The organism is Oceanisphaera profunda (assembly GCF_002157895.1).
Taxonomy (GTDB): domain Bacteria; phylum Pseudomonadota; class Gammaproteobacteria; order Enterobacterales; family Aeromonadaceae; genus Oceanimonas; species Oceanimonas profunda.
This window is the reverse complement of record NZ_CP021377.1, coordinates 3,272,267-3,286,012: the sequence shown is the minus strand read 5'-3', so window position 1 is coordinate 3,286,012 and position 13,746 is coordinate 3,272,267. Positions and strand designations below refer to the sequence as shown.

The window sequence follows — 13,746 nt, the reverse complement described above, 5'->3', positions numbered from 1 at the left end:
TTATGTGGTAAACCACAATAGAGCTAATGAGTGCAAGCCCGAGACAATAGCACTCATTACTCCTGAGGAGCCATGTATGGACATCAGCAAACGACAATTTCTTAGAAATTTGACCGGGCTCACTGCCGGCGCCAGCCTGATCCCGGTAACCGAACTACAAGCGGCACCGCTCAACACACTTGATGCGCGTGAAGGTGATGGCAATAAACGCTATGGCATGATCATCGACTTGCGTAAATGCATTGGCTGCCAAGCCTGCACCGTGAGTTGCAGCATGGAAAACTTACCGCCCATCGGTCAATTTCGCACCACAGTCCAACAGTATGAAGTACAAGTGGCCGAGACCGAGCAGGTGAGCCAAGTAATGCTGCCCAGATTGTGCAACCACTGCGCCAATCCCCCTTGTGTACCTGTGTGCCCCACTCAGGCGACCTACCAAAGAGCCGACGGCATAGTGGTAGTGGATAACGAGCAATGCGTGGGCTGCGCTTATTGCGTACAAGCCTGCCCCTATGATGCGCGCTTTATTAACCACGAGACGCAAACTGCCGACAAATGCACCTTTTGCGTACACCGCTTAGAAGTGGGCTTACTGCCTGCTTGCGTGGAGTCCTGCGTGGGCGGCGCGCGAGTCATTGGCGATATGAAAGATCCGAATAGCACTATTAGCCGACTGCTGCACGCGCATAGCGACGACATCAAAGTGCTCAAGCCTGAACAAGGCACGGCGCCGCAAGTCTATTACATCGGCCTGGGTGATGAGTTTGTAGATCGCATCGATGGCCAACCCGGACTTTGGTTTCCAGAGCATAATTAGGAGGTTATATGCCTGTTATTGAACTGCTGACCACCCATGCGGACGCACCTTGGCTGCCCTGGGCGGTGCAATATTTCTTTTTGATTGGGTTGGCTGCCACCGCCGCCTTGTTATTGCCGCTTGCCTTAATAGAGGGCTCGTCATTGCACCCTTGGCGCTGGCGTTTGGCCTTTATTATGGGCATCAGTGCCGTGAGCGGGCCGGTGGCCTTATTGGCAGACCTACATCAACCGTTACGCTTTTGGCACTTTTATACCCAGCTCACCCCCAGCTCTTGGATGTGGATAGGCGCGCTGATCTTGCCAATATTTGTGACATTAGCCCTAGTGGTGTCATTAAGTATGTTAGTCACCTTGCTGGCACCCAAGCAGGCGTGGCTAAAGTGGTGGTGTGAATTACCGCTGTGGCCCACAGGCAAGGTACTGCACGGGCTGGCTTGGCTTACCGCCTTGTCGGCTGTCGGCATCTTGATCTATACGGGCATGGAAGTGATGGTAGTGCGCTCCCGAGCGCTATGGGATACCGCTTGGCTGCCGGTGAACTTCTTACTCACCGCGTTCCTTGCCTTGTTTGGCCTGTTGTTGCTGCTGGATATTTTATTCCCGCGTGTCTCGGCTCAAATCTTGCCCTTACGTCGCAACATGTTGCTCACATTGGGCGCACTCACGGCGGCCATGCTGTTGTGGGCACTGACTGGCGTGATGTTAGGCTCGCCTTCTTGGACTGAGGCTACGCGTATTTTTCTAAACTTCAGCTTCTGGCGAGACCTGTTATTGGTGTCATTAGCCGGCGGCATTTTGCTCTGGGTACTGTGCTGGGCTCGGCGCCGCAGTATTGTTAATCGCTTGGATGTTATCCCCGCCCTGCTCGCCATCTTGTGTGCTTGGGGATTTAGATGGGTGGTGTTAATGAACGTACAAACCGTGCCTAAATACGGCGCCGGCTTGTATCACTTAAGCGCAGATTTACTGGGCTCAGCTGGCATTATCGTCGCTGGCACCATTGGTTTATGGCTGGCCATGGCCGCTGTGGTGTGGGCCTTACTGGATAATATGGGAGTCCGTCATGGATAAGAAACGTCGCGCCTTATTACAAGCTGGCATGATAGTCGGTGGCACCGGAGCCTTTGCCGTGGGTTATGCAGACCCGGTCAAAAAAGCGGTCAAAGGCCTGATCAATGGCACCAGTGGCGTGCCCACCAATCACCGTATTGCCGGTAATGCGCTGCAGCCCGAGTTTATGCTGACCGCTGATAACGAGTTAGTCATGGGCGAAAACCAAGTGGTGAGCCCAGTACAATGTTTTGGCTGCTGGACCTTATGTGGCCTGCGCGCCCGAGTCGACACCAAGCAAAACAAGGTACTGCGCATTGCTGGTAATCCTTATCATCCGCTATCTAATACCCATGCGCCCGCCCAAGAAACACCGGTGCGCGAGGTGTTTAAACAACTGGCAGGTGAGTCAGGCCTTGAGCATAGATCCACCGCCTGTGCGCGAGGCGCTGCATTAAGTGAGCAATTACAAAGCCCCTATCGCTTAACCAAGATCATGAAGCGCACCGGCCAGCGCGGTGAAGGTAAGTGGCAGACTATTAGCTTCGAGCAATTGATTAGCGAAGTGGTAGAAGGCGGCGACTTATTTGGTGAAGGCCACGTAGAGGGCTTGCGCGCCATTCGCGATCTAGACACCCCAGTGGATGCCAATAACCCCGAGTTTGGCCCCAAGGCTAATCAGCTGATGGTCACCAATGCCGGTGACGAGGGACGCGATAGCTTCTTAAAGCGCTTTATTTTTAACAGCTACGGCACCCGTAACTTTGGTCACCACGGCGGCTATTGCGGCTTTGGTTATCGCGCCGGTGCCGGGGCGGTCTTTAACGACTTACAAAAATTCAGCCACGGTAAACCGGACTGGGATCATGCAGAATTTGTACTGTGCATCGGTACCTCACCGGCTCAGGCTGGTAACCCCTTTAAACGCCAAGGTCGTCAATTGGCCGAGGCGCGCAGTGAGGGAAGATTAGATTACGTAGTGGTCGCGCCTACTTTGCCCAACAGCATTAGCCGCCTTAATGAACAGCGCGGACGCTGGGTGCCGATTAAACCCGCCACCGATGACGCCTTAGCCATGGGTATTATTCGCTGGTTAATGGAAAACGACGGCATTAATCTCGATTATTTAGCTCAGCCCGGCCCAGCTGCTCAAGCCGCTGCCAAACAACCCAGCCATGCCAATGCTACCTACTTGGTGCTGCAGGCTCCGCACCCAGAAGCCGGCCGTTTTTTAACGGCGGCAGATTTAGGCAAAAAGCTAGGCATAGGTGATAACGAAACAAATATGGTGGTGGATGCAGCCAATGGCGAACTGATGGCTCATACCGAAGCCAGACCTGCCGAGCTGTGGGTGAACCGTACCGTGACCATCAACGGAGTGCCGGTGCAGGTAAAATCTTCATTACTGTGCTTAAAAGAGTCGGCCACCCGCAAAACCCTTGCTCAATACAGTGCACATTGCGGCGTGCCCGAGCACATTATTGCGGGACTGGGCGAAACGCTAAAGCGCCACGGCACCAAGGCGTCGGTAGACGCCCACGGCGGCATGATGAGCGGCAACGCTTTTTATACCGCGTTTGCGGTACTCACCTTAAACACCTTGCTGGGCAACATTAATGCCAAAGGCGGACTGGCTCCCGGTGCCGGTGGCGTCGCGGGTGTGGATGGCGGGCCCCGTTACGACTTAGAAAACTTTGCCGGTAAAATTGGCCCTAAAGGGGTGTTCTTATCCCGCAACCGTTTCCCTTACGAAAACAGCAGCGAATATAAGCGCAAAGTGGCCGCTGGCATCTCGCCCTATCCGGCACGGGCCCCTTGGTTTTCCTTTTCTTCGCCTTTGCTTACCGAGCATTTGGCGGCGGCCTTCGCCGGTTACCCGTACCGCTTAAAAGCCTGGATAAGTCACATGACCAATCCTTTGTATGGCATTGGCGGCGCTCAGACCTTTTTGGGTGACAAGCTAAAAGATCCTAAGCAGTTGCCGCTATTTATCGCCATCGATGGCTTTATTAACGAAACCACCGCCTTGGCGGATTATATAGTGCCAGACACCCTCACCTACGAGAGCTGGGGCTTCACTAAGCCTTGGAGTGGCGTGCCGCAAAAAACCACCACCGCCCGCTGGCCCGTGGTCACGCCCGCCACCCCTAAATTGCCCAACGGCGATCATGTGGGTTTAGAGTCATTTATTATCGCGGTGGCCAAAAAGATGGACTTGCCCGGTTACGGTGATAACGCCATTACCGATCATAAAAGCAACCAGCACGGCCTGCATACGGCGTCGGACTTCTATTTGCGCGCGGCGGCTAACTTGGCCTTTGCCAATAATGATCCGGTACCGGACGCCAGTGCCGACGACTTAATGCTGACAAATGCGGCACGCCTAATGCCACTGATTAGCGAAACCTTGGCCAAGGATGAACAACGCAAGGTCGGCTTTGTGCTCAGCCGTGGCGGTCGCTTTGCGCCTTTTGAGAGTGGCTGGGAAGGCGAGCTAATGAAAAATCGCACCACCAATACTTTGTGTATTTGGAACCCGACTATCGGCCGCACCATTCATTCCATGACCGGTGAAAAGCTTCCCGGATGCGCCACTGAGTTTGGCCCTCGCTTTGCAGATGGCAGTGCCATGCGTGACCATTATTCCGAGCAAGACTGGCCGTTATTAGTGACCTCTTATAAGTCGCACATCATGAGTTCATCGAGTATCGGTGCCGAGCGGCTGCGCATGATCCATCCAGAAAACCCCATCAGCATCAACCGTAAAGACGCCGAGCGCGCCGGTATCATTCACGGCCAAGGGGTGCGCTTAATTACCCCCGGCGGCCAAGTGGAAGGCATAGCGCTGGTGCGCGATGGCATAGTGGAAGGCGCCATCGCCATTGAACACGGCTATGGCCACACCGAGCTAGGTGCGCGCGCTCACGAGATTGACGGTCAGCCCATGGCCGCTAATCCGCGTTTAGGAGCAGGGGTAAACCAAAATTTGCTGGGGCTGATGGACCCTACTCGCAAAGACGTGGCCAACGTCTGGCTGGACTGGACCAGCGGCGCTGCCGTGCGCCAAGGCCTGCCCGGGCGGATTGAGGCGATATAATTCTGCGTGAGAAGCGAGGCGTGAGGCGTGAGGTGAACAAAACATAAACTGATCAACCAAGCGCCTAGCTTTTAAATACAACAGAAAACAAAACACCGAGCACTATGGTTTAAATTCTGCTCGGTGTTTTCATTATGCCGTCTTCCTGACGCACGTCAGGATCTCGATTTTCGTACATAAAGGCGAAGAAAGGTCGCGGTCTTTAACTAGCCGCTTAAGGGGCTGTAGCGACGGGCCTGTGGCCATCGGTTAAGTGCAAGACATCAACCAAATCATCTCCGCTCACCGCAAACGCCTGCCCAAAACCTTTGACAAATAAACCTTTAATGGGCACTAAGCGATAGAGATGAAAATCCTCTAACTGGCTCAAGCCCAATACGGTTTCCTGAAAACGTTCATGCAAGGCCTCAATCCCTGCTTGCCAAGCGGGAGTATCGCGTTGTACTAGTTCAGGGGTGGCTTCAAAGGTTAGCCGTTTTCGGGCAAACAAGGTGCGGCTGTCTTGCTCATCTTCCACCATCATCAAGGATATTTTGGGATTCTCCAGCAAGTTTTTAGTGTGGCGTGCCATCTCACTGATCAAGATATAATAGCCATCTTCCAACAGCGCAAAAGGCGCATAGCTTACGTTAGGCGTGCCATTGGCATCCACAGTGGCCAAAACCAGAGTACGAGTCGCATCACGAAATTCGCGAATTTCCGGTGCTAAACGACCCTGCAAACGTTCCTGTTTATCAAACATATTTTAGCTCCTTTAATTCATTAAATTGTGTGACCTGCTCAGGAAACAACACTACCCGCTCATCCCGGCCCAAGTAGATTTTAAAAATGGTGTGCCCCTGATCATCGTAAAACACAATGGCATACGCTTCCTTGCCGCGATGGGGCTTGCTTTGCAACGAGATATTCGCCACTGCATCTAGCTTGAGGTGTCCGTCTAATTCACCAAACTCAGCTTGCAAGTTGTAATAACCGTACCCTGTCCGACCACTTGGTATGGGCGCTTTCACTTCAAAGATAGAGCCCGCCACTTCCACTATGGTGGTTACTCGACCCCACTGGCTGACTCGCTCTAGTACGGTTTGTGCCACCGACCCCGGCAGCGTAAAAATCAGCTCACTGGGCAAACGACTCACCAGCTCCCATTCAGAAATGCTTAAGCGGCGCGCCATATCAGCCGGGCGCAACTTAGGCTCGGCTGTCAATAGTGCCCGTACTTGGCGGGTTAATTCCGGCATAGCTTTTTAATCCTCGATTTAAAAACGATATAAGGCGTTCACTTTCACGTTACGGCCCGCTTCATATAATTCGCTAAAGGCTCGTTGATAGTATTGGTCGGTGAGGTTGTCCACGGTAAGACCAAGCTCAATGCCCTCTAGGCCATACCAATGGCCGCCCACATCGAGCAAGGTATAATCGTCGTATTGTGCATTATCAGCACTGACTGAATCCGCGTGCGTCAGCTGGGTGCCCAGCTTCAGTTGGCGGTCCCATAGCCAATAGCCCACGCTGGCTACCCATTTGTCGGCGGGTATGCCTTCTAGCGCACGCCCTGTGTTTGCATCTTTGCCCAGTGTGCGCCCGTAAGACAAACCAAGATCTAGGTCTTGTAACCGATAGTTAACGGCCAGCTCGCCTCCTCGTAGTTTAGCGTTTTGTACGTTTTGATAACGCGACTCAAACACGCGGTTGGCGAAATCCATAATCACTTGAGTCTCAATAAAGTCTGTCACCCTATTTTCAAATAGACTGGCATTCAGCGTAAGGCTGTCATCGTTGGCTAAGAGATCGACAAACTGGGCACGGGCTATTAGCTCTTTATTTTGCGCTTTTTCTGGCTTGAGATCGGGGTTAGGCACGAAGCTATTACTGAAAGGCCCGACCATAAAATGAGTGCCCGTGGTATACAGCTCTTCACTGGTGGGCGCCCTAAAGGCTTCGTCATAACGGGCAATTAATTCCAGCCAGTCATTGGCTTGCCAGCTAAGCGCCAAGGATTTAGACCACTCATCGTCGCTACGCTGAGAGTCGCTGATATTGTTAGCTTCTGTTTTAAAGTGGTCATAACGCAGCCCTGGCGTTAAGGTCCAGGCATCTGCCAGCGGCAAGTCCGCTTGCAAAAAACCACCCATAACTTGAGTGCGACCGTCTGCGGGTATTGGCCGATTAGGTCCACTACGCTCACCTTGGCTTTTATCTTCAAAGCCATCCACACCATAGGTGAGCATGCCCCAGTCTAAGGTGGAGCGATTCACCAAGTTCAAGCCCACAGTGCGATAGTCGGTGCTGTCTTGCTCGCCCTTCACCATCTGAAATTCATCTATTTGAGTACGATTGTGAAACAGGCTCACGTCCACATTGATCAGCGCTGAAGACGGGTTGAAGGCATACTCCAAGATGCTGTTGCTATCTGTGGACTCACGATCGATAACGGAGCTGTTATCAACCACATTTGCCGCCGGATTACTCGGCACAGCACCACTGCTCTCACTGCGTCTGTGGCTCAGGGTGAGGCGTTGATTATCATCTAGCTGCCAACCCAGCTTCACCATGCCACCGCTATCACGCTCGCTGGAGTACATAAGGTCATCACCGTTACCGAGGCGAATATTATTTTGATCGCTGTAATAGCCGTTGATTAAAACATCCACTTGCTCGTTGAGCCGCCCATAAACAGCCCCGCTGGTTTTAGTTTGGTCCGCCGCGCTACTAAAGCCTTGTTTGGCATATCCGCCAAGCCGTTGCTCAGGCTTAAGCATATCTCGCGCATCACGGGTAGTTTGCGCCACCACACCGCCAATGGCACCACTGCCCCACATACTGCCTGCTGGGCCTTTAGTCACATCTATTTGTTCAAGCAGTTCAGGATCTATCTGGTAGGTACCACGATGCCCGGCGTTAAAATTTTGCCGCGCCCCGTCCGAGATCTGCAAGACCCGAGCGCCACTTAAGCCGCGGATCACCGGCTGCTGATTGCTGGCCCGTGGCCCGCCACCGATCTCAATATTGGGCTGGTATTTAAGCGCCTCGGCTACCGAGTCTGGCTGCTGTTCGTCCAGCTGTTGGCGGGTGATCACCGCCGTGGCGCGCTTGCTTTGCGCCGCCGTGCTGCTATCTCGGCTGGACTGTACTAAGACTTCATCTAACTCACTCAGTTGCGCTGCCAGCACAGGGTTAAACACACTATTCCCTATCGCTATGGCTAACGCCGTGCGCCGTATCCCCACCCTTAACTGCCTATTATTTCTCACGATTTATCCTTGTTCCTGAAATTTAACAGGCTGCAGGCTAATACAACTTAAAATTGAATGCAATTCATTATCATTAAGATTAGTAATAGACATTAATGGAAATATCCGTACTCTTAGGCTGCTAAATCGTCAGCACGCTTATTTTTTTGAATGCGCATTTTTGGTTAGATGCGATGCGCATACCTTGGAAAGATAACCGCGAGTTTTTGGCCCTCACATATAAAGTGACCCCCATTTCAATAAAGGATGAATCATGAAAACACGCGGTTGGTTAATGCTGATGTTGCTCAGTGCGCCAAGCATGGCAGCGGAGCCGGCCCGCTTATTAAGTGCCGGCAGCAGTATCACCGAATTAGTCGTGGCGCTGGGGGCTCAACACCAGTTAGTCGCCGTCGACAGCACCAGTGAATTGCCCGCAGGCAGTGAGCTGCCCCGTTTAGGCTATCACCGTCAATTAAGCGCCGAAGGTATGCTCTCAACTCAACCCAGCTTAGTGATTGGCAGTGAGGAAATGGGCCCGCAAACGGCGTTGTCACTGGTGCGCCAAGCTGGCGTGCAAGTAGAGGCCCTGCCCGAGGCCATGACGATTGCCCAGTTACAGCTTAATATTATCCACTTAGGCGAATTACTCGACCGCGCGCCCCAAGCCCAAGCTTTACACGAAGCCGTTCAGCAAAGGGCCATTGCCTTGCGCGCACAGCCAATAGACTCGCCTAAACGCACCATTTTCTTGTTATTGGGGGAAGGCAATAGCGTACAAATTGCCGGTCGGCACACGTTGGCAGACAGCTTGATCCAAGTGGCTGGGGGGATGAATCCGGCCAGCACACAAGTGGAAGGCTATAAGCCGGTGGCCATGGAAGCGTTAGTGGCAATGGCGCCGGAGGTGATTTTGATCAGTCGGCGCCATCTCACCCAAGGGGCGGATACAGAGCAAATTTTTCAGCAGTTTCCACTACTGAGTCACACTCCCGCCGCGCAGCATAAGGCCATAGTGGCGATTAACGGTAAGGCCTTAATTGGCGGTTTTGGTTTGAGCACCCTAAGTGAGGCCGAGCGCTTGCAGCAGGATTGGCTAGCACCTGATAACTTGGCACTGCATTCGTTAACACAAGACCCGTTAACCCCACATGCGCAGACACCAGAATGAACCGCACTACGGTTTGGCCCGCCCTGCTGCTGGGCTTAGTGGCACTCACCGGCGTTAGCTCGCTGGCCACTGGCCCCATGGCGCTGGATATTAGCAACTTGGTGAACCCTTGGCGCCTCACCGCCACCGAGCAGCTGGTGCTGGTGCATATTCGCCTGCCTCGCACTTTATTATGTTTGGGGGTGGGCGCCATTTTGGCCATTTGTGGTGCCATTATGCAGGGCCTGTTTCGAAACCCGCTGGCCGATCCTGGGATCATTGGTGTGTCGGGCGGTGCAGCCCTTGGGGCGGCAGTATCCATGGTGATATTGGCTCCTTTTAGCGCGCTATTGCCGGCTTGGTTAGGCGCCAGTGTCACCTCTTTTATGGCCTTTATCGGGGGCTTAGTGACCACCTTAGTGGTGTATCGCCTCGCCCGTACTACTCAAGGAACCTCGGTCAGTATCTTGCTGTTAGCCGGGGTGGCCATTGGTGCTCTAAGTGGCGGTGTTTTAGGCTTACTGAATTATTTGGCTGACGACCAAACACTGCGCGACCTCACCCTGTGGCAGATGGGATCCATGGCCCAAAGTGATCCTTATCAGCTGGCATTAGTGCTGATCACGGCCTTGGTATTAACCCTGTTATTACGCCGCCACGCCCATGCGTTGAACGCCTTAGCCTTAGGCGAAGCAGAAGCCAGCCACCTAGGCATAGAGGTGCAATCACTGAAACGGCGCTTGGTCATATTGGCCGCCATTGCGGTGGGGGTAACTGTGGCTGCCGTGGGCATTATCGGCTTTGTGGGTTTAGTGGTACCGCATCTGGTGCGCTTGGTGGTGGGGCCCGATCATCGTCGTTTACTGCCCTTATCTGCGCTACTGGGGGCTTGGTTATTATTACTGGCGGATATGCTGGCGCGTACCATTGCCGCACCGGCTGAAATGCCGGTAGGCATCATCACCGCCTTACTCGGCGCGCCCTTCTTCTTATGGTTACTGTTAAAACAAAAACGAGGCCTTGGCTTAGCATGAATACGCCTTTACTCGAGATAACCGAACTTAGCTTAACGCTGCAAAAGCGCACCTTATTACACAACATTAATTTGCAGCTGCATGCCGGCCAAGTCACCGCCTTAATTGGGGCCAACGGTGCCGGCAAAAGTAGCTTGTTTAAATGTGTAGCCGGCGAGCATGCGCCCAGCGGCGAAGTGCGCTTTTTTGGCCGCGCCCGTAACTTGTGGTGTCGCCAAGCCTTAGCTCGCCAACTTGCCGTGTTGCCCCAGCAATCCAGTTTGCAGTTTCCTTTTCTGGCGCGGGAAGTGGTCAGTTTAGGCCGTATTCCCCATGCCACGGGTGAGTGCGAAAACTTGCCCATTATCGAGCAGTGCATGCGCCAAGCTCAGGTATGGCACTTGCGCGATGCGCCTTATCCCAGACTGTCGGGCGGTGAAAAGCAGCGGGTGCATTTTGCGCGAGTATTGGCGCAGTTAGCGGGGCCGACTGCGCAGCGCATCTTGCTATTAGATGAACCCACCTCGGCGCTGGACTTGGGCCAGCAACATGGCTTATTGAGTGAGGCGCGCCGTCTGGCCAGCCAGAGCTGTGCGGTGCTTATCATAGTGCACGACCTCAATTTAGCAGCCCGCTATGGCGATCAACTGGTGCTGCTCGATGCCGGTCAGATTGTTAGCCTAGGCACTGCCGAACAAGTGCTAACGACGGCCAATATAGCGCAATATTTTGGCTATCAAGCTCAACTCTTACACAGCCCCCACGGCCACCCGGTGCTGGTATAGATACACTGTTGCACATCAAGATTTGCGTTAGCTTTACGGCGCACTGCATAACCGTGAATCGCCGCGTCGTTGCACTCCTCGGATGACTAAGGTTAGGTACGATGCTGTGACGCTGACACAGAAGTGATACTCTTAAATTCTAAACTGCTGAATTTTAACGGGAAGGAGTCAAATAGTGAAAAAACTAATATTGACCGCACTAGCACTCACCATATCTGCGCCAGTAATATCCGCACCAACAGTGGCCCAGCAAATACTCTCAAGCGCCATTGAACAGTGCGCAGTGATTGAGGAAGATTTCTCGCGACTGGAGTGCTATGACCAGATAGCAAAGACGCACAACCTTAGCGGTCAGCACACAGATCAAGCTCAATTGGGCGGCACAGGACAATGGACGGTTGAGAAAAAAACAGACCCTATTGACGACACAAAAACGGTCAATATATTTTTGATAGCAGACTCTGGCAGTTCTCGATTTGGCAAGCCCATCATGTTGGTGGCACGCTGCGACTCAGAAAAAACAGAAATGTTCATCGACTGGCAAATATACCTAGGCAGCGAAGCCAAGGTAACGCTTAGAATCGGCGACGACGATGCAAAAAAATCAAAGTGGACCCTCTCCTCTGATAGACAAAAGTCGTTTAACAAGTCACCCATCAATACCCTAAAAGCCATGTTGACGACGGATAAAATGGTGGCTCAGATCACGCCTTTTAATCAAAAACCCTCTACCGCCGTTTTTAACATTGCAGGATTAGACGAAGCCATTAAACCGTTACGCGAAGCCTGTGTCTGGTAGGTATGTGCCTGCTAGATACGTGTCGCTAGGGTAAGTGTGTGGTGCTAAATACGCTCCCAGCAGAATATGGGAGCGAGGGAACTCTCGTTGAGCTGAACGTTACTGCTCGTCTCTTTCTGGCACCTCAATCCACTGCGGCCTGTGGCCGGTTTGTGCGGCAAAGTGCGCAAGATCGGCTTTACTGAGCAAGACGGTAGCGGTGTTGCGCAGTGGATGACAATGAAAATCATCACCTTCAACCAAGTCATTATCTAACCACAGCTCTACGTCTTGATTAAGCGCATCGTTCACTAAGGCCAGCACAGACACATGGCCCGGCTCCACGCCTAAATACTTGTCTAGACGTTCAGCGGAAGCAAAGCCAATGCGCGACCAACCCAACTGCTTTGATAACGCTTTTAAGTCGACTTGCTTATGCGGTGTGGTTAATAAAAGCGCATGACGACGACCGTAATTATCGCGTAAAAATAGATTTTTAAGGCGAGTACCCGGGCGCTCCAGTAATAAATTATCCGCTTCGTCGCAGGTAAACAAAGGTGGGTGTTCAATTAAGGGGGGCGTTATCTGCCAACTCGCTAGCTGCGCTAGTATATCCATAGTTTTTATTCTCTTTAAAATCAGAAAGACCGTATATTAGATACGCCTTACTTTAGATAAATAGTATATTAGACAATCAATATTGGCCAAGTGCAGTCAAACATGTTGTTATCTCAATGTCGACTATCACCAATAAGCACAAACACGAGGCTAGCATGTCATCTACTGAGTCTTTAACCACCCCGTCTTTACTCTCTGGTACATCTTTACTTTCTGATATCAGGCTATCCATGTTGGATTTAGTGCCCACCCGCACCGGGTACAGCACCGCAGACGCCATTCGTGAATCGGTGGCGGTGGCGCAACATGTGGAGCAACTGGGTTTTGAGCGCTTTTGGCTGGCCGAACATCATAATATTGAAGGTATCGCCAGCTCTGCCACTGCGGTATTAATCGGCCATATTGCCGGTCATACCCAGCGCATTCGCGTCGGCTCCGGCGGCATTATGTTACCCAACCATCCGCCGTTAGTGGTGGCCGAACAGTTTGGCACCTTGGCCACTATGTATCCAGATCGCATCGACTTAGGTTTAGGCCGCGCACCGGGCAGTGATCAAGCCACCATGCGGGCACTGCATCGCCGCCCCGAAGATGCAGAAGACTTTCCACAACAAGTGGAACAACTGCAGCAATTATTAGGCCCCATGCAGCACGGTCAAAAGCTCAAAGCCATTCCCGGTGCCGACACCAATGTGCCAATTTGGCTACTGGGTTCAAGCTTATTTAGCGCCCAACTGGCCGCACAAATGGGCCTGCCCTATGCCTTTGCTTCCCACTTTGCTCCGCGCATGATGCTTGAAGCTGTGAACTTGTATAAAAATAACTTCCGCCCTTCTGCTACATTGGCCGAGCCGTATGTGATTATTGGCGTACCGGTAGTGGTGGCCGACACCGAGCAAGAAGCTCAGTTGTTAGCCACTTCCGGTCAGCAAAAAATATTGGCGCTATTTAGAGGTCAATCTTTAAGCTTGAACCCTCCTGTTACCAGCATGGACGGCCATTGGTTACCCCATGAGCAGCAAGGCGTGGAGCAGTTTTTATCCGCCGCCGCCATCGGTGCGCCAAAGCAAGTAAAAGCTAAGCTCAATGCCCTGCTCGCCCAAACCGGTGCCAACGAGTTAATGGTGGTGACGGATGTCTACGAGCAAAGCGCCCGCCACCACAGCCTAAGCCTGCTGGCTGAGCTGGCGAAGGGTTAATAGTACA

General features: G+C 52.7%; 12 protein-coding genes. 8 read left to right on the top strand and 4 right to left on the bottom strand.

All coding sequences use genetic code 11. The features are described from left to right. Nucleotides 1-76: 76 nt before the first annotated feature. From ttrB to CBP31_RS14505, 3 genes are read left to right on the top strand one after another with little or no spacing between them, the layout of a single operon-like run. Nucleotides 77-817 (top strand): tetrathionate reductase subunit TtrB, encoded by a 741-nt coding sequence (ttrB, locus tag CBP31_RS14515; protein ID WP_087038371.1) that lies wholly within the window; start codon nt 77-79, stop codon nt 815-817. A gap of 8 nt (nt 818-825) precedes the next feature. After that, on the top strand, nt 826-1,890 hold the full coding sequence (nrfD, locus tag CBP31_RS14510) for an NrfD/PsrC family molybdoenzyme membrane anchor subunit (protein WP_087038370.1): 1,065 nt from the start codon (nt 826-828) through the stop codon (nt 1,888-1,890). Beyond that, on the top strand, nt 1,883-4,966 hold the full coding sequence (locus CBP31_RS14505; protein ID WP_087038369.1) for a molybdopterin dinucleotide binding domain-containing protein: 3,084 nt from the start codon (nt 1,883-1,885) through the stop codon (nt 4,964-4,966). The genes nrfD and CBP31_RS14505 overlap by 8 nt, the downstream gene beginning before the upstream one ends. A 214-nt stretch (nt 4,967-5,180) precedes the next feature. Here the strand turns inward: CBP31_RS14505 and hutZ are convergent, their stop codons facing one another. From hutZ to CBP31_RS14490, 3 genes are read right to left on the bottom strand one after another with little or no spacing between them, the layout of a single operon-like run. Beyond that, nucleotides 5,181-5,708: a heme utilization protein HutZ gene (gene hutZ / locus CBP31_RS14500; protein WP_087038368.1), complete on the bottom strand. Its 528-nt coding sequence runs from the start codon at nt 5,706-5,708 to the stop codon at nt 5,181-5,183. Further along, nucleotides 5,701-6,204, bottom strand: a complete 504-nt coding sequence (gene hutX / locus CBP31_RS14495; RefSeq protein WP_087038367.1) for a heme utilization cystosolic carrier protein HutX — start codon at nt 6,202-6,204, stop codon at nt 5,701-5,703. The genes hutZ and hutX overlap by 8 nt, the downstream gene beginning before the upstream one ends. 18 nt (nt 6,205-6,222) lie before the next feature. Then, nucleotides 6,223-8,217, bottom strand: coding sequence for a TonB-dependent hemoglobin/transferrin/lactoferrin family receptor (locus CBP31_RS14490; RefSeq protein WP_161492535.1), 1,995 nt, complete (start codon nt 8,215-8,217; stop codon nt 6,223-6,225). Nucleotides 8,218-8,470: 253 nt separating this feature from the next. Between CBP31_RS14490 and CBP31_RS14485 the strand changes: the two genes are divergently transcribed. From CBP31_RS14485 to CBP31_RS14470, 4 genes are all read left to right on the top strand, one after another. After that, on the top strand, nt 8,471-9,367 hold the full coding sequence (locus CBP31_RS14485) for a heme/hemin ABC transporter substrate-binding protein (protein ID WP_087038365.1): 897 nt from the start codon (nt 8,471-8,473) through the stop codon (nt 9,365-9,367). Continuing rightward, nucleotides 9,364-10,380 carry a FecCD family ABC transporter permease gene (locus tag CBP31_RS14480; RefSeq protein WP_087038364.1) on the top strand — a complete coding sequence of 339 codons (1,017 nt, stop codon included), beginning with the start codon at nt 9,364-9,366 and terminating at the stop codon, nt 10,378-10,380. Before CBP31_RS14485 ends, CBP31_RS14480 begins: the two co-directional genes overlap by 4 nt. After that, nucleotides 10,377-11,144, top strand: a complete 768-nt coding sequence (locus CBP31_RS14475) for a heme ABC transporter ATP-binding protein (RefSeq protein WP_087038363.1) — start codon at nt 10,377-10,379, stop codon at nt 11,142-11,144. Before CBP31_RS14480 ends, CBP31_RS14475 begins: the two co-directional genes overlap by 4 nt. A 175-nt stretch (nt 11,145-11,319) precedes the next feature. Beyond that, nucleotides 11,320-11,943: a type VI secretion system-associated protein TagO gene (locus CBP31_RS14470; RefSeq protein ID WP_161492534.1), complete on the top strand. Its 624-nt coding sequence runs from the start codon at nt 11,320-11,322 to the stop codon at nt 11,941-11,943. A 99-nt stretch (nt 11,944-12,042) separates the two neighbouring features. Here the strand turns inward: CBP31_RS14470 and CBP31_RS14465 are convergent, their stop codons facing one another. Continuing rightward, nucleotides 12,043-12,540: a prolyl-tRNA synthetase associated domain-containing protein gene (locus CBP31_RS14465; RefSeq protein ID WP_087038361.1), complete on the bottom strand. Its 498-nt coding sequence runs from the start codon at nt 12,538-12,540 to the stop codon at nt 12,043-12,045. A gap of 230 nt (nt 12,541-12,770) precedes the next feature. Between CBP31_RS14465 and CBP31_RS14460 the strand changes: the two genes are divergently transcribed. Beyond that, nucleotides 12,771-13,739: an LLM class flavin-dependent oxidoreductase gene (locus tag CBP31_RS14460; protein WP_265414960.1), complete on the top strand. Its 969-nt coding sequence runs from the start codon at nt 12,771-12,773 to the stop codon at nt 13,737-13,739. Nucleotides 13,740-13,746: the final 7 nt, after the last annotated feature.